Genomic DNA, 20,010 nt, shown 5'->3' with positions numbered 1-20,010 from the left:
GAATGATTCAGGTTATCATAACAACAGTATCATCTGACTCTTTTAAGGGGGAGTAAATTCCTATGAATAAAAAACTAACAGATTATGTGATTGATCTGGTTGAAATTTTAAATAAACAGCAAAAACAAGTGTTTTGGGGGATATTCGATATTCTGAGTATGGTGGTTTCCATCATCGTATCTTATATCTTGTTTTATGGCCTTATAAATCCTGCGCCTGTGGATTACGTGATCTACACTCTTTTAGCCTTCCTCCTCTATCAAATCATGATTGCGTTTTGGGGGCTAAATGCTAGTATTAGTCGTTATAGCAAGATTACGGATTTCATGAAAATCTTTTTCGGAGTGATGCTCAGCAGTGTTCTTTCTTATGGAATCTGCTATGCCTTTCTTCCATTGTTTTCTATCCGTTTCATCGTACTCTTCATTTTGTTGAGTACCTTCCTCATCTTGCTTCCTCGTATCACTTGGCAGCTGATTTATTCTAAGCGCAAGCAAGGTAGTGGAGATGGAGAGCATCGCCGTACCTTCTTGATCGGTGCTGGTGATGGTGGCGCCCTCTTTATGAACAGCTACCAACATCCAACTAGCGACCTTGAGCTAGTGGGGATTTTGGATAACGATGAAAAGAAAAAGGGACAAAAACTAGGTGGAATCCCAGTTTTGGGCTCCTATGACAATCTGCCTGAATTGGCTAAACGTCACCAAATCGAGCGTGTCATTGTAGCGATCCCTTCGCTAGACCCTTCAGAGTACGAACGCATCTTGCAGATGTGTAATAAACTAGGCGTCAAATGTTACAAGATGCCTAAGGTTGAGACAGTCGTTCAAGGACTCCATCAATCAGGTAGTGGCTTCCAGAAAATTGATATCACAGACCTTTTGGGCCGTCAGGAAATTCGTCTCGACGAATCGCGCCTGGGTACTGAGATTACAGGCAAGACCATCCTGGTGACAGGAGCTGGTGGTTCGATTGGTTCAGAGATTTGTCGTCAGGTTAGCCGCTTCAATCCAGAACGTATCATCTTGCTTGGGCATGGCGAAAATTCAATCTATCTCGTTTATCATGAATTGATCCGTACATTCCAAGGGATTGATTATGTTCCTGTTATTGCAGATATTCAGGACTATGACCGTCTCTTGCAGGTGTTTGAGCAGTATAAACCAGCCATCGTCTATCATGCTGCCGCTCACAAACACGTTCCGATGATGGAACGCAATCCAAAAGAAGCCTTCAAAAACAATATCCTCGGTACCTACAACGTTGCCAAGGCTGTGGATGCAGCCAAGGTGCCTAAGATGGTCATGATTTCGACAGACAAGGCGGTCAATCCACCCAATGTTATGGGGGCAACCAAGCGCGTGGCAGAGTTGATTGTCACTGGCTTTAACCAACGTAGCAAATCAACCTACTGTGCAGTCCGTTTTGGAAATGTTCTGGGTAGTCGTGGTAGCGTGATTCCTGTCTTTGAACGTCAGATTGCTGAAGGCGGTCCTGTAACGGTGACAGACTTCCGTATGACACGTTACTTCATGACCATTCCAGAGGCTAGCCGTCTAGTAATCCATGCTGGCGCTTATGCCAAGGACGGAGAAGTCTTTATCCTCGATATGGGCAAACCAGTCAAGATTTATGACTTGGCTAAGAAAATGGTCCTTCTAAGTGGGCACACGGAAAGTGAAATTCCAATCGTTGAGGTCGGTATTCGACCAGGTGAAAAACTCTATGAAGAACTCTTGGTTTCGACCGAATTGGTTGATAACCAAGTCATGGACAAGATTTTCGTTGGTAAGGTAAATGTCATGCCGCTAGAAGCGATTGATCAAAAGATTGAAGAGTTCCGTTCACTCAGCGGAGATGAGCTCAAAGAAGCGATTATTTCCTTTGCGAATGAGACAACTCATGCTGAGTAAGAGTGTCCAACTACCTTCATAATGAAACAACTATCGCCAGTTTTCTGAGAGAATCAGAAAGCTGGTTTTTATAAATAGAGAGTAGAGAACATCGGATCTTTCAAAGGTTTAATAAGCGCAACTATTCAAGGGAAGATGTTATGTGATCTATCAGGAGAGTGATTTCAGACAATCTAAAAACTACCTCTATTTTAAGCTGGTAACATAACTTTGCGAAATAAGTATTAAAGTCAAAAGGAGATTTTTGTATGCTGAGTGCTATTAGGAGTTTTTTCAAAGGCTATGCAAATTTTTCTGGTCGTTCCACACGTCCAGAATTTTGGTGGGTTTGGCTACTAAATATGGTGATTTTCTTGCCCGCCTACTACTCACTTTTTACTGGAGTAGAATCTGATAAAGCCATCAGGAATATTGCGGTCTTCAGTATGTGTATTATTTTGTTTATAATAGAGTTTGTTCCTCTACTAGCACTGATAGTACGTCGCTTACGAGATGTGGGTATCCATTGGGCCTATATTTTTATTGTATTTGTTCCTTTGGGTGCAATAACACTGCTCGTTATGCTCGCTATGCCAAGTCAACGATTTGGAGAAAAAGTGATAGAGAATAGTGAAACAAATAAAGAGAACACTGAAGACTCTCAGTTTGAAGAAATGGTACGAAAATATTAAGATATTTCTACTCTATTTTAAAGCGGCTGAGTCGCTTCGCTGCTTACGAGACGCTGGTTTCCACTGGGCCTTTATCTTCATTGCTTTGGTTCCTCTCGTTGGACCGATTGCTCTTATTGTCATGCTTGCTTGGCCAAGTAAGAAGGATGAAGATACAGATACTGAAGAACAGGATCAAATTACTGCTTAAGCATGGAGTTGATTCCTTCTGATAGTAACAACATATAAAAAATACTCCTCAACCTAGTTCACTAGTGTTAGGAGTATTTTTGTATGGTTAGAGCTGGCTAATGATATCATCAATGGTATGGGCAATCCAGTCAGGCTGATAGCTGAGTAAATCAGCCTCTTCTCCAAATCCCCAAGTAACAGCAAACTTTTTAATGCCAGTTTCTTGGGCTCCAATCATATCAAACTTGGTATCCCCAATGATGAGGACTTGGTCTGCATGGAGTTGATGCGTTTGCAAGGCGTAACGGATGACATCTGCCTTATGTGGCGTTTCAGGACTAGAGCCGTAAATGCCATCAAAGAAATGATGGATTCCCAGATTTTTAGTCATATCATGAGCAGTAGGAGTATTCTTTGTTGTAGTGATGTATAGAGGGTAGTTTTGCGAAAGCTCTTGAAGCAATTCTGTTATTCGGGGGAAGAGTTGGGCTTCGTGGATTCCTTTTTCCTTGTAGTAAGAGCGGTATATCTGCACAGCTTCTGAGATTTGTTCCTTGGGAAGACACGTTGCAAAGCTACTTTCAAGTGGCGGGCCCATGAAACCACGAATGGTTTTGGCATCAGGGCTTGGAACTCCTAGCTCTTTAAAGGTATGGGTAAAGGCATTGTGGATCCCGAGGGAACTGTCAACCAGGGTTCCGTCTAGATCAAAAAAGATTGCTGAGATAGAGGGCATAGTTTCTCCTAATAGATATAGATAAGCTTATTCTCCGAAGATTTCTTTTTGTAGGCGACGACCAGTAGGTGTAGCGGCAAGTCCACCCTCAGCTGTTTCACGAAAGGCAGTTGGGAGGCTGGATCCGACTTGGTACATGGCATCGATGACTTCGTCAACAGGGATCTTAGACTCGATACCTGCCAAGGCCATATCAGCCGCGATAAAGGCAAAGCTAGCCCCCATGGCATTGCGCTTAACACAGGGAACTTCGACCAAACCAGCGACGGGATCGCAGATAAGGCCTAGCATATTTTTAATGACAAAGGCAATGGCTTGGCTAGCCTGATAGGGCGTTCCACCTGCAGCCAAGGTCAAGGCTGCAGCACTCATGGCAGAGGCAGAGCCGACTTCGGCCTGACAGCCACCTTCAGCACCTGAGATAGAAGCATTGTTTGCGATGACTAGTCCAAAGGCACCAGCAGCAAAGAGGAAATCTAGCTGTTCTTCGTGGGTAAGGTCTAATTTTTGGATAGCAGCAGTGAGAACGGCTGGCAGACAGCCGGCACTTCCTGCGGTTGGAGTGGCGCAGACCAAGCCCATCTTCGCATTGTGTTCATTGACCGCTATGGCATTTCGGGCTGCTGATAGGATGGTAAAGTCAGATAAGGCCTTGCCACTTTTGAGATGTCGGTCTAGTTTGGCCGCGTCTCCACCCGTTAAGCCACTACGAGATTTGTTTTCACTGAGGCCGAGCTCGACAGAGGCTTTCATGACTTCTAGATTGCGTTCCATGAGGAGGAGAACTTCTGGCCGTTCCCGACCAGTTAGTTGATATTCTGTCGCAATCATGAGTTCGGCGACATTTCCTTGGAAGTCTAGATCCGCTTGCTCGACCAATTCTTTGATAGAATAAAACATGTTTCCTCCTACTTAAAGAAATTGACATTGTGGAGATGAGGAATTTTTCGGATTTCTTCAATCGCCTCTTCGCAACTTCGACTATCAACTTCGATAATCATGATGGCTTTTTCTCCAGCTTTTTCCCGAGTCACATTCATCTGAGCGATATTGATATCAAAACGAGAGAGGGCTTCAGTAACATGGGCAATCATACCCGGAACATCCTGATGCACGATGATGATGGTCGGTGTGTTCATGTTGAGAGAGACAGCAAAGCCGTTAAGTTCCGTAACTTGGATATTTCCTCCACCGATGGAAATTCCTGTCACACTAATGGATTTGTGTTCATTCTTCACAGTAATTTTAGTGGTATTAGGATGAGGGGCATTGCTGTCTTTCTGAATGGTCCAGACAATCTTGATACCACGTTTATGGGCAATCTCTAGGCTATTTGGAATGTCGGGATCGTCCGTATCCATACCTAATATACCAGCGACGAGAGCAAGGTCGGTTCCATGACCACGGTAGGTTTTGGCAAATGAATTAAATAATTGGAATTCGACTTCTGTCGGCGTATCATCAAAGATGGAAGAGACGATTTTCCCGATGCGAACAGCTCCAGCAGTATGGCTACTTGATGGGCCAATCATAACTGGTCCGATAATGTCAAAGACAGATTGAAAACGAAGTGAGTGCATCTGTTTCCCCTTACAAAGATTCTTATATCTATTATATCAAAGAATGGACCTCTGCGCTTATTTCCCTTATCAAAAGCTTAAAATGATTAAAGATAGTATAAAATAAGGTCTTTTGTGACAAAAACCTCCTTAAAACGGTAAATATAAAACATTTTTGTAATATTTCTACATAAAACCGTTAAACAACGGTAACATTTAAAAGGTATCATAGATATATCCAATGGAAGGAGAATTTTTAGATATGTCATTAACAACTAAAAAAATTAAAACAACTATCGCAGGAGTAGCAGCTTTGCTTGCTTTCTTTGCTCCATCACTTGCATCTGCCCAAGAAACTGTAACTTACACAGTTAAATCAGGTGATACTCTTTCAGAAATCGCTGAGAAGTACAACACAACTGTTGAAAAATTGGCGGCAAAAAACAACATCAAAGATATTCACCTTATCTATGTTGACCAAGTTTTGGTTATCGAAGGAACAGCTTCAACTGTAGCTCCAGCAGCAACAACGGAAGAAACAGCTCCAGTAGCTACAGAAACAGTTGAAGAAGCTCCAGCAGCAACAACAACCTATGAGGCCCCAGCTGCACCTGCAACTCCAGCAGCTCCAGCAGCAGAAAGCAACACTGCAGCAGCTTCTACTGTAAGTGGTTCTGAAGCAGAAGCCAAAGAATGGATCGCTCAAAAAGAATCAGGTGGTAGCTACACTGCTACAAACGGACGTTACATCGGACGTTACCAATTGACAGATTCATACTTGAACGGTGACTACTCAGCTGAAAACCAAGAACGTGTAGCAGATGCCTACGTTGCAGGACGTTACGGTTCATGGACAGCTGCCAAGAACTTCTGGCTTAACAACGGTTGGTATTAAGAATAAAAGAGTCCTTTAGGGCTCTTTTTTTGTTTCTCTATAACAAAAAGCGTAACGATCTTCTCAGCAATGCTCTGTTTGTATAATTTCGACTAAATTCTTCAAATTGTTTTAAAACTCAAACAGTATAAATAAGCTTATTATGTGTAAAAATATATCATATAATAAGCTTTTTCTTGATTTAAATGAAATAAAATACAGTTTTTTCTTGACAAACGAAAATGAGAGGAGTATTATTTATACAATAATAAAGTATAAAAATAAAAGGAGGATCTTCTATGAATAAAGTGAAGAAGGTGTTGATGACGATGTTTGGTTTGCTTATGTTTCCCTTATTATTTGCTTGTAGTAACACTCAATCCCAAGGTGTTGAAGCCATTAAGGCTAAAGGAAAATTGGTGGTGGCCCTAAATCCAGAGTTTGCTCCATTTGAATACCAGAAATTGGTTGATGGGAAAAATCAGATTGTAGGTTCAGATGTTGAGCTAGCCAAAGCCATCGCAAAGGAACTAGGTGTAGAAGTGGAGTTCTCTCCAATGAGTTTTGACAATGTACTGGCTAGTCTTGATTCAGGTAAGGCCGATCTTGCCATATCAGGTGTTTCTAAAACGGAAGAGAGAAGTCAAGTTTACGATTTTTCAATTCCCTACTATACTTCGAAAAATAAGGTTATCGTAAGAAAATCTGACTTAACGAATTACCAATCAGTCAAGGATTTGGCTCAGAAAAAGATTGGAGCGCAGAAAGGTTCTATCCAGGAAACTCTGGCTAAAGAAACCTTGCAGGATTCTTCTCTCGTTTCACTTCCTAAAAATGGAAATTTGATAACAGATTTGAAATCAGGGCAACTAGATGCGGTTATCTTTGAGGAACCAGTGGCGAAAGGATTTGTAGAGAATAATCCAGACCTAGCCATCGCTGAGTTTGATTTTGACAATGACAAGGAAGATTCCTACGCTGTTGCGATGAAAAAAGACAGTAAGGAATTGAAAGAAGCGGTTGACAAAACCATCCAGAAATTGAAGGATTCTGGGGAGTTGGACAAATTGATTGACGATGCTTTTAAAGCCTCTATCGAAAAATAGAAAGAAGGAAGAGAAATGAGTAAGGAAAAGGTCATTTTAGCCTATTCAGGTGGATTGGATACATCAGTTGCTATTACATGGTTAAAAAAAGACTATGATGTGATCGCTGTTTGTATGGATGTGGGTGAAGGAAAAGATTTGGAGTTCATCCACGATAAAGCTCTCAAGGTTGGGGCTGTAGAGTCTTATGTCATTGATGTTAAGGAAGAATTTGCTAATGACTATGTATTAGTGGCCCTTCAGGCACATGCCTACTACGAACAGAAGTATCCCTTGGTATCTGCTCTGAGTCGTCCTCTTATTTCAAAAAAACTCGTTGAAATAGCTCATCAGACGGGGGCAACCACAATTGCCCATGGTTGTACAGGCAAGGGAAACGACCAAGTTCGATTTGAAGTCTCTATTGCAGCTTTGGATCCCAATCTAAAGGTAGTTGCGCCTGTTCGTGAGTGGAAATGGTCTCGTGAAGAAGAAATCCAATATGCCAAAGAAAACGGTGTTCCAGTTCCTGCTGACCTTGACAATCCTTACTCTGTCGATCAAAATCTTTGGGGACGTGCAAATGAATGTGGTGTTTTGGAAAACCCTTGGAACCAAGCACCAGAAGAAGCATTTGGAATCACATCTTCGCCAGAAGAGGCACCAGACAGTCCAGAATTTATTGACATTGAGTTTAGCTGCGGGGTGCCCATCTCCCTCAATGGAGAAAAGATGAAAGTGGCGGCTTTGATTCAAAAGCTCAATGAAATTGCGGGCAAACACGGTGTTGGTCGTATTGACCATGTGGAAAATCGCCTAGTCGGTATTAAGTCAAGAGAGATTTATGAGTGCCCAGGTGCTGTGACTTTATTGGCAGCTCATAAGGAGATTGAAGACTTGACTCTTGTGAGAGAAGTGGCTCATTTCAAACCCATTATCGAAAATGAGTTGTCCAATCTCATCTATAATGCCTTGTGGTTTAGCCCAGCAACTCAGGCTTTGATTGCCTATATCAAGGAGACACAGAAGGTCGTCAATGGAACTGCAAAAGTTAAACTTTATAAGGGGAACGCCCAGGTAGTGGCTCGGAAATCTCCAAATTCTCTTTATGATGAAAACTTGGCGACTTATACCAGTGCGGATACCTTTGACCAAGATTCGGCTGTTGGATTTATCAAGCTTTGGGGGCTTCCGACTAAGGTTTATTCAGAAGTTCAGAAAAATGTTGAGTAGTGACGCGATAGAAAGGGACGACAGGATATGTCGAAAAATACAAAATTATGGGGTGGTCGATTTGAAGGCACTGTGGAAGAGTGGGTAGAACAGTTCGGTGCGAGTATTTCCTTTGATCATCAGCTGGCAAAATTTGATTTGATGGGTTCCCTAGCTCATGTTCAAATGCTAGGACAGACTGGCATTTTAAGCTTGGAAGAGGCAGAGCAGATCCAAGATGGTCTGCAAGCTTTGTTGCGAGATTTAGAGGCAGGGGAGCTTCATTTTGATATTGCAAATGAAGATATTCATATGAATATGGAAGTGTTGCTGACAGAGAAAATCGGTCCTCTGGCTGGGAAACTACATACGGCTCGTTCTCGGAATGACCAAGTCGCAACGGATATGCACTTATATCTAAAGGAGCAGCTTGGCCATGTCTTGGATAAGTTGGCGAATCTGAACAGTGTTTTGCTGGATTTGGCTGAAAAACATGTGGAAACCATCATGCCAGGCTATACCCATTTGCAGCACGCCCAACCGATTAGTTTTGCCCATCATCTCATGGCTTATTACAATATGTTTCAAAGGGACAGCGAACGCTTTGCATTTAACTTGAAACATACGGACCTATCTCCCCTGGGTGCGGCTGCCTTGGCGGGGACAACTTTTCCAATCGATCGTCAATTATCGAGTGATTTATTGGGTTTCCAACAACCCTATACCAATTCCTTGGACGCAGTGAGTGACCGTGATTTTATCTTGGAATTTCTGTCAAATGCCAGCATTTTGATGATGCATATGAGTCGTTTTTGTGAGGAAATCATCAATTGGTGCAGTTTTGAGTATCAGTACATTAGCTTGTCTGATAGCTTTTCAACGGGTTCGTCTATCATGCCCCAGAAGAAAAATCCTGATATGGCCGAATTGATTCGAGGGAAGACAGGACGGGTTTACGGGCACTTACTCGGACTATTGACCGTCATGAAGTCTTTGCCTCTGGCCTATAATAAGGATTTGCAAGAGGACAAGGAAGGCATGTTTGATACAGTAGACACGATTTTAAATTCTCTGGATGTGTTGGCAGGTATGCTATCGAGCATGCAGGTTAATAAGGCCAAAATGCAGCAATCTACAGAGAATGATTTTTCGAATGCGACCGAACTGGCAGATTATTTGGCTGAAAAAGGACTCCCTTTTAGAGAAGCGCATGAAATAGTAGGGAAATTGGTTCTAGACTCTATCAAGCATGGTAAAAACATCCAAGATTGGGATTTGGAGGAGTTGCAAGTCTACCATCCCTTGATTGAAGAGGATATTTATATCTACTTGCGCCCAGAAACCGCTGTTCAGAGACGGAATTCCTTAGGAGGAACCGGCTTTGAGCAAGTGAAATACCAGATAGAACAAGCGAAGAAAGAACTTAAAGGGAAAAATTGATTCGTTTGCAAAGTAAGAAAGAGAGGTTGAGATGATTTATCAGCCTCTTTCTTGTCTTCTCCAACCAAGCGTGTTATAATGAATACTGCTCAAGCGACCTTCAATCGTTGAAGCACACACGACCTTCAATCGTGAATAAACGAATAGATGGGAGACTTACCATGAGTGATAACTCTAAAACACGTGTTGTTGTAGGGATGAGTGGTGGTGTTGATTCGTCGGTGACGGCTCTCTTGCTCAAGGAGCAGGGCTACGATGTGATCGGTATCTTCATGAAGAACTGGGATGACACAGATGAAAACGGCGTCTGTACGGCGACCGAAGATTACAAGGATGTGGCTGCGGTGGCAGACCAGATTGGCATTCCTTACTACTCTGTCAATTTTGAAAAAGAGTACTGGAACCGCGTTTTTGAGTATTTCCTAGCGGAATACCGTGCAGGACGCACGCCAAATCCAGATGTTATGTGCAACAAGGAAATCAAGTTCAAGGCCTTTTTGGACTATGCTATGACCTTGGGAGCAGACTATGTAGCGACTGGGCATTATGCCCGAGTGGCGCGTGATGAGGATGGCATCGTTCACATGCTTCGTGGCGTGGACAATGGCAAGGACCAGACCTATTTCCTCAGTCAACTTTCGCAAGAACAACTCCAAAAAACCATGTTCCCCTTGGGACATCTGGAAAAGCCTGAAGTTCGCAGACTCGCAGAAGAAGCAGGACTTGCGACTGCTAAGAAGAAAGACTCGACAGGGATTTGCTTTATCGGAGAAAAGAACTTTAAAAACTTTCTCAGCAACTATCTGCCAGCTCAGCCTGGTCGCATGATGACTGTGGATGGTCGCGATATGGGTGAGCATGCCGGCCTTATGTATTATACGATTGGTCAGCGTGGCGGACTCGGTATCGGTGGCCAACACGGCGGAGACAATGCTCCTTGGTTCGTTGTTGGAAAAGACCTGAGCAAGAATATCCTCTATGTCGGCCAAGGTTTCTACCATGATTCGCTTATGTCAACCAGCCTAGAAGCCAGTCAAGTTCATTTTACTCGTGAGATGCCAGAGGAATTTACGCTAGAATGTACGGCTAAATTCCGCTACCGTCAGCCTGATTCTAAGGTGACAGTACATGTCAAAGGAGATAAGGCAGAGGTCATCTTTGCGGAACCGCAACGCGCCATCACACCAGGACAGGCAGTTGTCTTTTACGATGGCGATGAGTGTCTCGGTGGCGGTTTGATTGACAATGCCTACCGCGATGGACAGGTTTGTCAGTACATTTAAGATTTTCTAAGAGGAAAGAGAATGTTTCAGTTTTTTAAGAAAAAAACGGCTAAAAAAGAGCAAACAATGAGCCTCTCTGACTATAAGAAAGAGTATTTGAGAGAGAAAACGACAGAGTCAATTGAAGCCTTGTTCAAGGAATTGAAACAAGCTAAAGTCTGGGTCCCCTTCAATCCGAATCTTCTGGATGAGAGTGATGAACAAGAAGGGGTACGACTAAAACCGGATATTCTGCGAAAGGGAGACGACTACTTCTATCCTTGTTTCTTAACTGAACAAGATATTCCCAGGGACTATTATGACCGTTTTTCCTGGTTGCAATTACCTCTTACGGACTGTTTATCTGTTGCGGAAGAGATAGGGGAGTTTCCGGTGAGAGGGATTGTTCTGGATGCCTTCTCTGACCCAGTCGAGATTGACAAAGGAGCTTTTGAAGCGATTCGCCAATTATAGTACATTTAGATTGACAAATTTTCTCAATTTGCTACAATAATAAAAGCAATAGAAATGATGGTCAAAGCTCATGGATGTTGCAGGCTTTTTTGTCCTGCACTTCTTTGGAGTTTTGACTGTTTTTGTGTCGTTTAAGGGAAAGGACAAAAATGACTCAACAAGACTTTCGGACAACAGTGGGAGACACGGTCTTTGGTGTTCGGGCGGCAGCCTTGATTCTCCAAAATGGCAAGCTCCTAGTTACTAAAGACAAGGGTAAATATTACACTATCGGCGGTGCGATTCAAGTCAATGAAAGCACGGAAGACGCGGTAGTCCGTGAAGTGAAGGAAGAACTAGGTGTCAAAGCTCAAGCTGGGCAGCTAGCTTTCGTGGTTGAAAATCGTTTTGAACAGGACGGTGTTTCCTATCACAACATCGAGTTTCATTACCTGGTGAATTTGCTTGAAGAAGCTCCATTGACCATGCAGGAAGATGTGAAAAGGCAACCTTGTGAGTGGATTGATTTGGATCAGCTCCAGAATATCCAGCTAGTTCCAGCCTTTTTAAAAACAGCCCTACCAGAATGGAACGGCCAACTAAAACACATTCATCTTGAGGAATAGGAGAGAAAATGATGGTTAAGCTTATTGCCCATGTACTTGTTCATAGTGGTGGTGATTATTTGCTCATTCAGCGTTCGGAAATTAAAAGAGGAGAACCCAACGTTTATCCAACTTACTGGGATATTCCTGGTGGCGGGGTTGAAAAGGGTGAACTTCCGCGAGATGGTGCTCTTAGAGAATGCATTGAAGAAGCGGGAGTTAGGCTAGATAGCAGTTCGCTCAAACTTCTTCACGAAGATAGTCAACTGGATACCTCTAAGGATACGGTTTTTACTCGCTTAGTTTATAAAGCAGAGTGGATTGGGGAGAAGCCAATTATCAGATTAGATCCTGAAGAGCATACACACTTTAAATGGGTTACTATGGATCAAGCTCTAGAGGAGGAGAAGTTAGTTCCTTATTTGCGAGAAATTTTTGAAAGGTTAAGAAATGACTTATAATTTTACGGAAGAATACGATATTATTGTAATTGGTGCGGGGCACGCGGGGGTAGAAGCATCTCTAGCAGCCAGCCGTATGGGCTGTAAGGTCTTGCTTGCGACCATCAACATTGAAATGCTGGCTTTCATGCCTTGTAACCCTTCAATCGGTGGTTCTGCCAAGGGGATTGTCGTGCGTGAAGTCGATGCCCTCGGTGGCGAGATGGCCAAAACCATTGACAAGACTTACATCCAGATGAAGATGCTCAATACTGGGAAAGGTCCAGCTGTCCGTGCCCTTCGTGCGCAAGCTGACAAGGAGCTTTACTCTAAGGAGATGCGCAAGACAGTTGAAAATCAAGAAAATCTCACCCTTCGTCAAACCATGATTGATGAAATTTTGGTGGAAGATGGCAAGGTTGTCGGTGTGCGTACAGCTACCCATCAAGAGTATGGAGCAAAAGCGGTTATTGTAACCACAGGAACAGCCCTCCGTGGGGAAATCATCATCGGAGACCTCAAGTACTCATCAGGTCCTAATCACAGTCTTGCTTCTATTAACCTAGCTGATAATCTCAAGGAATTGGGCCTCGAAATCGGTCGTTTCAAGACAGGAACGCCTCCACGTGTCAAGGCTTCTTCTATCAACTACGATGTGACAGAGATTCAGCCAGGAGATGAAGCGCCAAATCACTTCTCCTACACTTCACGTGATGAGGACTATGTCAAGGACCAGGTGCCATGCTGGTTGACCTACACCAATGGTACCAGTCATGAGATTATCCAAAACAACCTCCACCGTGCGCCTATGTTTACAGGTGTGGTCAAGGGAGTGGGACCTCGTTACTGTCCGTCAATTGAAGACAAGATTGTGCGCTTTGCGGACAAGGAACGCCACCAACTTTTCCTTGAGCCAGAAGGGCGCAATACAGAGGAAGTTTATGTTCAAGGTCTATCAACCAGTCTGCCAGAGGATGTACAGCGTGACTTGGTTCATTCTATCAAAGGTCTGGAAAATGCAGAGATGATGCGAACAGGTTATGCCATTGAGTACGACATGGTCTTGCCACACCAGTTGCGTGCGACTTTGGAAACCAAGAAAATCTCAGGACTCTTTACTGCTGGTCAGACAAATGGAACGTCAGGTTACGAAGAAGCTGCTGGCCAAGGGATTATCGCTGGTATCAATGCGGCTCTAAAAATCCAAGGCAAGCCAGAGTTGATTTTGAAGCGAAGCGACGGTTATATCGGGGTGATGATTGATGACTTGGTGACCAAGGGAACTATTGAACCCTATCGTCTCTTGACCAGTCGTGCTGAATACCGTCTCATCCTCCGTCATGACAATGCCGATATGCGTTTGACAGAGATGGGGCGCAAGATTGGCCTCGTTGATGATGAACGCTGGGCTCGTTTTGAAATCAAGAAAAATCAATTTGACAATGAAATGAAGCGTTTAGACAGCATCAAACTCAAGCCAGTCAAGGAAACCAATGCCAAGGTTGAGGAGATGGGCTTCAAACCATTGACTGATGCGGTGACAGCAAAGGAATTCCTTCGTCGCCCAGAAGTGTCTTACCAAGATGTGGTGACCTTTATCGGACCTGCTGCAGAGGACTTGGATGACAAGATTATCGAATTGATTGAAACAGAAATCAAGTACGAAGGCTACATTTCCAAAGCCATGGATCAGGTTGCCAAGATGAAACGCATGGAAGAAAAACGCATTCCAGCCAATATCGACTGGGATGATATTGACTCGATTGCGACAGAAGCCCGTCAGAAGTTCAAACTCATCAATCCAGAAACCATCGGCCAAGCTAGCCGTATTTCGGGAGTAAATCCAGCAGATATTTCTATTTTGATGGTGTATCTGGAAGGTAAAAATCGTAGTATTTCTAAAAATCAAGAAAAAAAAGCATAGAGAAAAACAGCTCCGAAGACGGGGCTGTTTTTTTTGACTTGTATTCAATGAAAATCAAAGAGTATTATTCTTCATCTGGTGTGAGGATCATAGGGATGATAATCGGTTCACGTTCTGTATTTTCATAGAGGAAGGGGCGAATGGCGTTGACAATGGCACCATTGACAGATTGCACGCTAGCATCTTTGTTCTTCAGCGCGATACGAATTGCATTGAAGAGGATGCGCTGGCTTTGGCGAATCAAGTCTCCAGATTCTCTCATGTAGACAAAGCCTCGGCTGAGGATATCAGGCCCAGACAAGATCATTTTAGACTTGAAGTCAACAGTTGCGACTGCTAGAACGACACCATCTTCAGATAGATCTCTACGGTCTTTGAGGACAGCAGCGCCGATTTCACCGATACGATTTCCATCGACATAGATATCTTGGGCATTGAAGTGACCTGCGATACGAGCTGAGTTAGCAGTAAGGGCAAGCACATCACCATTGCTCATGATAAAGATATTGTCCTTCTCGACACCCGTATCCACCGCTAGTCCAGCATGGACTTTCTGCATACGGTATTCACCGTGGACAGGCATGAAGTATTTGGGCTTGATCAAACGGAGCATGAGTTTTTGCTCTTGCTGACCACCGTGTCCAGAGGTGTGGATATTGTTAATCTTACCGTGGATGACTTCGACACCAGCTTCAGAAATGATGTTAATCAGCTTGTTGACGCTAGTGGTGTTTCCAGGGATTGGGCTAGAAGAGAAGATAACGGTATCGCCGGGTTGGAGTTGCACCTGACGGTGGGTTCCGTTAGCGATACGAGAGAGGGCTGCCATCGGCTCCCCTTGACTACCTGTACAAAGGATCAGAACCTCGCCAGCGGGGTAGTCTTTGATTTCATTTGGCTCGATAAAGGTTCCCTTAGGAGCTTTGATGTAGCCAAGCTCGATCCCGTTGACAATGGCCTTTTCCATCGAACGACCAAAGACCGCAATCTTGCGTCCAGTCTTAACAGCGGCATCCGTTGCTTGCTGGAGACGGAAGATATTTGAGGCAAAGGATGCAAAGATGATACGTCCTTCAATACCTTGAATGATCTTCATGATGGACTGACCAACGACTTTTTCAGAGTTGGTAAAGGTTGGCACTTCTGCATTTGTCGAGTCAGAGAGGAGGCAGAGCACACCCTCTTCACCAAGGGCTGCCATCCGGTGCAAGTCCGCTGGTTCACCAACTGGGGTGAAGTCGAACTTGAAGTCACCTGTACAGACGATTTTCCCTTGAGGGGTATGAATGACAATCCCTAAAGGCTCTGGAATGGAGTGAGTGGTTCTAAAGAAAGTTGCCTTGAGATTTTTAAAGGTCAACTCAGTGTTGTGGTTGATTTCGTATAGTTTGGCGTTGCGTAAGAGACCATGTTCTTCGAGTTTTCCACGGATCAAAGCCAGGGCAAGCGGTCCAGCGTAGATAGGGACATTTGCTTGCTTGAGCAGGAAAGGAATCCCACCGATGTGATCCTCGTGTCCGTGTGTGATCAAGACAGCCTTGACGCGGTCGATATTGTCTACGATGTAAGAGTAATCAGGAATGACATAGTCGATACCCAGCAAGTCATCTTCTGGGAATTTAATCCCAGCATCGACGATGATAATCTCGTCTTGGTATTCAATTCCGTATGTGTTTTTCCCGATTTCTCCCAGACCACCGATGGCAAAAACGCCGACTTCTTCAGGTTTAAGAGTGTAGGCCATATTAGAACTCCGTAATCTCGAAAGCGCCAGTTTCTTTTTCGTAATCTAGCAATTTGTCAGACAAGAGTTCGATATACTCGATGTTGTACTCTGGGCGGTTTTCTTCGACAAGTTGGCGAGCAGCGATACGGCCCTCAAGTTCTGAGTTGGCATCGATGTCTAGGTAAAGTGAGCGTGTTGTTTCACGACGTGGGCTACGTTCTTTTGTTTCTTGATAAAAAACTTTGTAAATCATATAGTTCCTTTCTATTTACAGGTCAGCTTATTCCAAACTTTTAGCAGAGATTTGCTTGATTTCATTCCATTTTGTGTCTAGATTGACCTTGATTCGTTACAATTATTTCAATTATACCACAAAATGAAAAATTAGTAAAAGACGGAAATGGAGAAAGTCGGGAGGGGAAGAAGGAACAAAAAGACAGGTAGGATTTGGTCGGAGAGCGCTTAGGTGTTATAATTAAAGGGGGAATCTATGGAGATAGTAGGTTTGAGGAAGAATACAGTTCTAGTTTCATTAATCGTTGGTGTAGATGGTTGGGGCAGAATGATATCTTTGAAAAAAGAAAAAGCTCTTGAGAAATCTCAAGAGCAAATAAAAAGGCTGAGACAAAACTCGGGGATTTTCCTGGAGCAGTCCAGATGGCAGCACCTCTACCTGAAGCGAATGCATCGCAACCTTTGAATGACTTGTCACCAAATCAAACTCGATCTCAGCCTTTACTTAATTCTATCATCTATGAGGCTAAGAAGTCAATCTATAAGTATAACGATGTAGAAATAGCATGGAGTGGAGCGCTTACTAAAAGGTAAAGACAAGCACTTAATTTAAGAGTAAGCAAAAAGAGAGGACCAATGGTAGTCAGGGGTCTTTACAGCTCAAAGCTGAGGGCAGTCCCACACCCGTACCAGAAGTTGGTACCTTTGAACGCTCTGTTACCAGTCGCCCTACGTTATCCTCTCAATATTTATATTTTACTATAACTTACTGAGGGAATCAACTTTAAAAGCATCAAAAAGCTCCTGACCGAAGTCAAGAGCCATCTAACACTGGGGGCGAATTGTTCAATCGCAATTTCAGTTCTTTAGAAACCAAAGTTTCAGGGATAGCACTGCAACCCGAAGAGTCAACGACTCAACCTGATTTTCCTACCAATGTTGAATTACATTTTAACATTGATAGACCAACATTGTCAACAGTTTAAATAAAAAAGGAATACCAGAAGGAGGATTAAGAATGTTTAGTTTGTTTGAATTTGCAGTAGGGGTTCGCCTCTTGATGTTTGTAGTCTTTGTAGCTTGTGTCTATGGGGGGAATGCCCTGTTTGTGCATCTGGAACACCGCAAAACAAAGTTCCTTTGGAAGCTTGCTTTTGTGACGCTCTATTCAATTTTTCTTCTCCTGGTCACCTATGTTGTCTGGTTCGTTTTCTACTTTGGTTTAAATGCCTAAAGTCAATTATTCATCTAAATATACAGAAAATCCACCTCGTCTTGATAGATGGGATGGACTTTTTCTATTTTTAGGTGCTATCTTTATTGTTATGACGATGATTTCTCAAATCGAAAATCGAGTTGAAACATAAATGCATGATCCAAATTTTTTACAAAGAACCTTTCAATTTCCTTGTTCACTTTTCTATTCAAAAAAGATATAACTTTTTTAAATTTTTTGTGTAGAATTGCTTGTCTAAGTGGCAGGCCTCTTTTGTTTCAAAACAAAGAAAATTCCCATGCGCTGGCTTTTGTAGTATAATAGTAAACAGACAAAAAGATAGGAATGTGTTATGAAAGTATTAGCTTTTGATACGTCCAGCAAGGCTCTTTCTCTAGCCATTTTAGAGGACAAGCAGGTTCTTGCCGAGACGACGATTAATATTAAGAAGAATCACAGTATTACCCTCATGCCTGCCATCGATTTTTTGATGGCCAGTCTGGATTGGACACCTAAGGATTTGGATCGAATCGTGGTGGCTGAAGGCCCAGGTAGCTACACAGGCTTACGAATTGCGGTAGCAACTGCCAAGACCTTGGCTCATACCCTGAACATTGAGTTAATTGGTATGTCGAGTCTTTTGTCTCTGGTACCGCGCCAACAAGAAGGCTTACTTGTTCCCCTGATGGATGCGCGTCGCAACAATGTTTATGCAGGATTTTATGAAAATGCCAAACCTGTCATGCCAGAAGCACACTTGTCCTTTGCGGAAGTGCTAGAAAAAGTCACGGATGCTGAACAGGTGACCTTTGTTGGAGAAGTTGGCCCCTTTGTGGAGCAGATCCAAGAACAGCTACCACAAGCTAGTTACCAGGAAACCTTGCCAAATGCAGCTAATCTAGCTCTTTGGGCATGGGACAAGAAAGCAGACTCCTTGCACGATTTTGTACCAAACTATCTCAAGCGTGTAGAAGCTGAGGAAAACTGGCTCAAGAACCATACCGAGTCTGGTGAGTCTTACATTAAACGCCTATGATAGAAATCAAACGAATCCAACAGCGACCTGCCCTAGCTCAAGCCATCTACGCTGTCATGGCAGCTGTTTACCCAGTCAGTCCTTGGACCCTGGAACAAATCCAAGCAGACCTGTCTCAAGACCAGACATGGTATGCTGTGGCTTATGATGGGGCAGAAGTGATTGGCTTTCTAGCTGTTCAGGAGAATCTCTTTGAGGCAGAAGTCTTGCAAATCGCTGTCAAAAAAGCCTATCAGGGGCAGAAAATCGCGACAGCCTTGTTTGACTTTTTGCCTGCCGACAAAGAAATTTTCCTCGAAGTCAGAAAGTCAAACCAACGAGCGCAAGCATTTTACAAGAAAGAAAAGATGGCGGTCATCGCTGAGCGAAAGGCCTACTACCATGACCCAGTCGAGGACGCCATCATCATGAAGAGAGAAATAGATGAAGGATAGATACATTTTAGCATTTGAGACATCCTGTGATGAGACCAGTGTCGCCGTACTGAAAAACGATGATGAGCTCTTGTCCAATGTCATTGCTAGTCAAATTGAGAGTCACAAACGCTTTGGGGGCGTAGTGCCAGAAGTGGCCAGTCGTCACCATGTCGAGGTTATTACAGCCTGTATCGAGGAAGCACTGGCAGAAGCAGGAATTACCGAAGATGACGTAACAGCCGTTGCCGTTACTTATGGACCGGGCTTGGTTGGAGCCTTACTAGTTGGTTTATCAGCTGCTAAGGCCTTTGCTTGGGCACATGGACTTCCGCTGATTCCCGTTAATCACATGGCTGGTCACCTCATGGCAGCTCAGAGTGTGGAGCCTTTGGAGTTTCCTTTGTTGGCACTCTTGGTCAGCGGAGGACACACCGAGTTGGTCTATGTTTCCGAGGCTGGTGATTATAAAATTGTTGGGGAGACACGAGACGATGCGGTTGGTGAGGCCTATGATAAGGTTGGCCGTGTCATGGACTTGACCTATCCAGCAGGTCGCGAGATTGATGAGCTAGCTCATCAGGGACAGGATATTTATGACTTTCCTCGTGCTATGATTAAGGAAGATAACCTGGAGTTTTCATTCTCAGGTCTCAAGTCTGCCTTTATCAATCTTCACCACAATGCTGAGCAAAAGGGAGAGAGCTTGTCCAAGGAAGATCTGTCAGCTTCCTTTCAAGCAGCAGTCATGGATATTCTTATGGCAAAAACCAAGAAAGCCTTAGAAAAATACCCTGTTAAAACCCTAGTCGTAGCCGGTGGCGTGGCAGCTAATAAAGGTCTCAGAGAACGCCTAGCAACCGAAATCACAGATGTCAAGGTCATCATCCCACCCCTACGCCTTTGCGGAGACAATGCAGGTATGATTGCCTATGCCAGCGTCAGCGAGTGGAATAAAGAAAACTTTGCAGGCTTGGATCTCAATGCCAAACCGAGTCTCGCCTTTGATACCATAGAATAAAGAGTCAGCTTGAAGCTGG

General features: G+C 43.6%; 22 protein-coding genes. 17 read left to right on the top strand and 5 right to left on the bottom strand.

Annotated elements, in window-relative coordinates:
- Positions 1 to 62 precede the first annotated feature (62 nt).
- The 3 genes from HMPREF2655_RS00835 to HMPREF2655_RS00825 all read left to right on the top strand — a co-directional run bounded on the left by HMPREF2655_RS00835 (position 63) and on the right by HMPREF2655_RS00825 (position 2,774).
- The gene (locus HMPREF2655_RS00835; RefSeq protein ID WP_070837176.1) at positions 63 to 1,913 is read left to right on the top strand and encodes a nucleoside-diphosphate sugar epimerase/dehydratase; all 1,851 of its coding nucleotides are present in this window, start codon (positions 63 to 65) and stop codon (positions 1,911 to 1,913) included.
- Positions 1,914 to 2,161: 248 nt separating this feature from the next.
- A complete protein-coding gene (locus HMPREF2655_RS00830; protein WP_000947294.1) occupies positions 2,162 to 2,584 on the top strand; it encodes a DUF805 domain-containing protein in 423 nt (140 codons plus the stop codon).
- Complete coding sequence (locus tag HMPREF2655_RS00825) at positions 2,559 to 2,774, top strand: DUF805 domain-containing protein (RefSeq protein WP_000759535.1); 216 nt, start codon at positions 2,559 to 2,561, stop codon at positions 2,772 to 2,774. Before HMPREF2655_RS00830 ends, HMPREF2655_RS00825 begins: the two co-directional genes overlap by 26 nt.
- A gap of 87 nt (positions 2,775 to 2,861) precedes the next feature.
- Here the strand turns inward: HMPREF2655_RS00825 and HMPREF2655_RS00820 are convergent, their stop codons facing one another.
- From HMPREF2655_RS00820 to sdaAB, 3 genes are read right to left on the bottom strand one after another with little or no spacing between them, the layout of a single operon-like run.
- Positions 2,862 to 3,491: an HAD-IA family hydrolase gene (locus tag HMPREF2655_RS00820; RefSeq protein WP_001139320.1), complete on the bottom strand. Its 630-nt coding sequence runs from the start codon at positions 3,489 to 3,491 to the stop codon at positions 2,862 to 2,864.
- Positions 3,492 to 3,518: 27 nt separating this feature from the next.
- Entirely contained in the window at positions 3,519 to 4,391 is an 873-nt protein-coding gene (gene sdaAA, locus HMPREF2655_RS00815; RefSeq protein WP_045592728.1) for an L-serine ammonia-lyase, iron-sulfur-dependent, subunit alpha, read from the bottom strand.
- Between the two features lie 8 nt (positions 4,392 to 4,399).
- Positions 4,400 to 5,071, bottom strand: a complete 672-nt coding sequence (gene sdaAB / locus HMPREF2655_RS00810) for an L-serine ammonia-lyase, iron-sulfur-dependent subunit beta (protein ID WP_000555868.1) — start codon at positions 5,069 to 5,071, stop codon at positions 4,400 to 4,402.
- Between the two features lie 241 nt (positions 5,072 to 5,312).
- On the opposite strand from sdaAB, the gene HMPREF2655_RS00805 reads away from it, so the two are divergent.
- The 9 genes from HMPREF2655_RS00805 (at position 5,313) to mnmG (ending at position 14,345) form a co-directional block, all read left to right on the top strand.
- Positions 5,313 to 5,945 (top strand): aggregation-promoting factor, encoded by a 633-nt coding sequence (locus tag HMPREF2655_RS00805; RefSeq protein ID WP_049519245.1) that lies wholly within the window; start codon positions 5,313 to 5,315, stop codon positions 5,943 to 5,945.
- Positions 5,946 to 6,223: 278 nt separating this feature from the next.
- Positions 6,224 to 7,030, top strand: coding sequence for an ABC transporter substrate-binding protein (locus HMPREF2655_RS00800; RefSeq protein WP_070837174.1), 807 nt, complete (start codon positions 6,224 to 6,226; stop codon positions 7,028 to 7,030).
- Between the two features lie 15 nt (positions 7,031 to 7,045).
- A complete protein-coding gene (locus HMPREF2655_RS00795; protein WP_070837172.1) occupies positions 7,046 to 8,242 on the top strand; it encodes an argininosuccinate synthase in 1,197 nt (398 codons plus the stop codon).
- Positions 8,243 to 8,269: 27 nt separating this feature from the next.
- Positions 8,270 to 9,661, top strand: coding sequence for an argininosuccinate lyase (gene argH, locus HMPREF2655_RS00790; RefSeq protein WP_070837170.1), 1,392 nt, complete (start codon positions 8,270 to 8,272; stop codon positions 9,659 to 9,661).
- A gap of 161 nt (positions 9,662 to 9,822) precedes the next feature.
- Positions 9,823 to 10,944 carry a tRNA 2-thiouridine(34) synthase MnmA gene (gene mnmA / locus HMPREF2655_RS00785; protein ID WP_001282961.1) on the top strand — a complete coding sequence of 374 codons (1,122 nt, stop codon included), beginning with the start codon at positions 9,823 to 9,825 and terminating at the stop codon, positions 10,942 to 10,944.
- 21 nt (positions 10,945 to 10,965) lie between these two features.
- Positions 10,966 to 11,397 (top strand): SseB family protein, encoded by a 432-nt coding sequence (locus tag HMPREF2655_RS00780; protein ID WP_000485110.1) that lies wholly within the window; start codon positions 10,966 to 10,968, stop codon positions 11,395 to 11,397.
- Positions 11,398 to 11,546: 149 nt separating this feature from the next.
- Positions 11,547 to 12,002 (top strand): NUDIX hydrolase, encoded by a 456-nt coding sequence (locus tag HMPREF2655_RS00775; RefSeq protein ID WP_000193660.1) that lies wholly within the window; start codon positions 11,547 to 11,549, stop codon positions 12,000 to 12,002.
- Between the two features lie 8 nt (positions 12,003 to 12,010).
- Positions 12,011 to 12,442 carry an NUDIX hydrolase gene (locus HMPREF2655_RS00770; RefSeq protein WP_000989470.1) on the top strand — a complete coding sequence of 144 codons (432 nt, stop codon included), beginning with the start codon at positions 12,011 to 12,013 and terminating at the stop codon, positions 12,440 to 12,442.
- Positions 12,432 to 14,345: a tRNA uridine-5-carboxymethylaminomethyl(34) synthesis enzyme MnmG gene (gene mnmG, locus HMPREF2655_RS00765; protein ID WP_000221918.1), complete on the top strand. Its 1,914-nt coding sequence runs from the start codon at positions 12,432 to 12,434 to the stop codon at positions 14,343 to 14,345. Before HMPREF2655_RS00770 ends, mnmG begins: the two co-directional genes overlap by 11 nt.
- Positions 14,346 to 14,409: 64 nt before the next feature.
- On the opposite strand, the gene rnjA is transcribed toward mnmG, so the two are convergent.
- Positions 14,410 to 16,089 carry a ribonuclease J1 gene (gene rnjA, locus HMPREF2655_RS00760; protein ID WP_000331970.1) on the bottom strand — a complete coding sequence of 560 codons (1,680 nt, stop codon included), beginning with the start codon at positions 16,087 to 16,089 and terminating at the stop codon, positions 14,410 to 14,412.
- A 1-nt stretch (position 16,090) separates the two neighbouring features.
- Entirely contained in the window at positions 16,091 to 16,324 is a 234-nt protein-coding gene (locus tag HMPREF2655_RS00755) for a DNA-dependent RNA polymerase subunit epsilon (RefSeq protein WP_000639582.1), read from the bottom strand.
- A 237-nt stretch (positions 16,325 to 16,561) separates the two neighbouring features.
- Here HMPREF2655_RS00755 and HMPREF2655_RS00750 point away from each other — a divergent pair, with 237 nt between their 5' ends.
- The 5 genes from HMPREF2655_RS00750 to tsaD all read left to right on the top strand — a co-directional run bounded on the left by HMPREF2655_RS00750 (position 16,562) and on the right by tsaD (position 19,991).
- Positions 16,562 to 16,771 carry a hypothetical protein gene (locus tag HMPREF2655_RS00750; RefSeq protein ID WP_000407020.1) on the top strand — a complete coding sequence of 70 codons (210 nt, stop codon included), beginning with the start codon at positions 16,562 to 16,564 and terminating at the stop codon, positions 16,769 to 16,771.
- A 552-nt stretch (positions 16,772 to 17,323) separates the two neighbouring features.
- Positions 17,324 to 17,539 carry a hypothetical protein gene (locus HMPREF2655_RS00745; RefSeq protein WP_000492028.1) on the top strand — a complete coding sequence of 72 codons (216 nt, stop codon included), beginning with the start codon at positions 17,324 to 17,326 and terminating at the stop codon, positions 17,537 to 17,539.
- A 334-nt stretch (positions 17,540 to 17,873) separates the two neighbouring features.
- Positions 17,874 to 18,557, top strand: coding sequence for a tRNA (adenosine(37)-N6)-threonylcarbamoyltransferase complex dimerization subunit type 1 TsaB (gene tsaB, locus HMPREF2655_RS00740; RefSeq protein WP_000865687.1), 684 nt, complete (start codon positions 17,874 to 17,876; stop codon positions 18,555 to 18,557).
- The gene (gene rimI / locus HMPREF2655_RS00735; protein ID WP_000569849.1) at positions 18,554 to 18,991 is read left to right on the top strand and encodes a ribosomal protein S18-alanine N-acetyltransferase; all 438 of its coding nucleotides are present in this window, start codon (positions 18,554 to 18,556) and stop codon (positions 18,989 to 18,991) included. The genes tsaB and rimI overlap by 4 nt, the downstream gene beginning before the upstream one ends.
- Complete coding sequence (gene tsaD / locus HMPREF2655_RS00730) at positions 18,981 to 19,991, top strand: tRNA (adenosine(37)-N6)-threonylcarbamoyltransferase complex transferase subunit TsaD (RefSeq protein WP_000655029.1); 1,011 nt, start codon at positions 18,981 to 18,983, stop codon at positions 19,989 to 19,991. Before rimI ends, tsaD begins: the two co-directional genes overlap by 11 nt.
- Positions 19,992 to 20,010: the final 19 nt, after the last annotated feature.

It is taken from the genome of Streptococcus sp. HMSC066F01, from assembly GCF_001837335.1.
Lineage (GTDB): Bacteria > Bacillota > Bacilli > Lactobacillales > Streptococcaceae > Streptococcus > Streptococcus oralis_S.
The sequence above is the reverse complement of the archived record's forward strand: the minus strand, read 5'-3'. Positions and strand labels throughout refer to the sequence as shown.

What these genes read in the sequence shown, in the direction of transcription:
- HMPREF2655_RS00755 (WP_000639582.1), bottom strand. Translation starts at nt 16,324, where the DNA reads ATGATTTACAAAGTTTTTTATCAAGAAACAAAAGAACGTAGCCCACGT.
- HMPREF2655_RS00795 (WP_070837172.1), top strand. Translation starts at nt 7,046, where the DNA reads ATGAGTAAGGAAAAGGTCATTTTAGCCTATTCAGGTGGATTGGATACA.
- HMPREF2655_RS00800 (WP_070837174.1), top strand. Translation starts at nt 6,224, where the DNA reads ATGAATAAAGTGAAGAAGGTGTTGATGACGATGTTTGGTTTGCTTATG.
- HMPREF2655_RS00745 (WP_000492028.1), top strand. Translation starts at nt 17,324, where the DNA reads ATGTTTAGTTTGTTTGAATTTGCAGTAGGGGTTCGCCTCTTGATGTTT.
- HMPREF2655_RS00770 (WP_000989470.1), top strand. Translation starts at nt 12,011, where the DNA reads ATGATGGTTAAGCTTATTGCCCATGTACTTGTTCATAGTGGTGGTGAT.
- HMPREF2655_RS00750 (WP_000407020.1), top strand. Translation starts at nt 16,562, where the DNA reads ATGGAGATAGTAGGTTTGAGGAAGAATACAGTTCTAGTTTCATTAATC.
- HMPREF2655_RS00820 (WP_001139320.1), bottom strand. Translation starts at nt 3,491, where the DNA reads ATGCCCTCTATCTCAGCAATCTTTTTTGATCTAGACGGAACCCTGGTT.
- HMPREF2655_RS00780 (WP_000485110.1), top strand. Translation starts at nt 10,966, where the DNA reads ATGTTTCAGTTTTTTAAGAAAAAAACGGCTAAAAAAGAGCAAACAATG.
- tsaD (WP_000655029.1), top strand. Translation starts at nt 18,981, where the DNA reads ATGAAGGATAGATACATTTTAGCATTTGAGACATCCTGTGATGAGACC.
- HMPREF2655_RS00830 (WP_000947294.1), top strand. Translation starts at nt 2,162, where the DNA reads ATGCTGAGTGCTATTAGGAGTTTTTTCAAAGGCTATGCAAATTTTTCT.
- argH (WP_070837170.1), top strand. Translation starts at nt 8,270, where the DNA reads ATGTCGAAAAATACAAAATTATGGGGTGGTCGATTTGAAGGCACTGTG.
- tsaB (WP_000865687.1), top strand. Translation starts at nt 17,874, where the DNA reads ATGAAAGTATTAGCTTTTGATACGTCCAGCAAGGCTCTTTCTCTAGCC.
- rnjA (WP_000331970.1), bottom strand. Translation starts at nt 16,089, where the DNA reads ATGGCCTACACTCTTAAACCTGAAGAAGTCGGCGTTTTTGCCATCGGT.
- mnmA (WP_001282961.1), top strand. Translation starts at nt 9,823, where the DNA reads ATGAGTGATAACTCTAAAACACGTGTTGTTGTAGGGATGAGTGGTGGT.
- HMPREF2655_RS00775 (WP_000193660.1), top strand. Translation starts at nt 11,547, where the DNA reads ATGACTCAACAAGACTTTCGGACAACAGTGGGAGACACGGTCTTTGGT.
- HMPREF2655_RS00805 (WP_049519245.1), top strand. Translation starts at nt 5,313, where the DNA reads ATGTCATTAACAACTAAAAAAATTAAAACAACTATCGCAGGAGTAGCA.
- sdaAA (WP_045592728.1), bottom strand. Translation starts at nt 4,391, where the DNA reads ATGTTTTATTCTATCAAAGAATTGGTCGAGCAAGCGGATCTAGACTTC.
- HMPREF2655_RS00835 (WP_070837176.1), top strand. Translation starts at nt 63, where the DNA reads ATGAATAAAAAACTAACAGATTATGTGATTGATCTGGTTGAAATTTTA.
- rimI (WP_000569849.1), top strand. Translation starts at nt 18,554, where the DNA reads ATGATAGAAATCAAACGAATCCAACAGCGACCTGCCCTAGCTCAAGCC.
- mnmG (WP_000221918.1), top strand. Translation starts at nt 12,432, where the DNA reads ATGACTTATAATTTTACGGAAGAATACGATATTATTGTAATTGGTGCG.
- sdaAB (WP_000555868.1), bottom strand. Translation starts at nt 5,071, where the DNA reads ATGCACTCACTTCGTTTTCAATCTGTCTTTGACATTATCGGACCAGTT.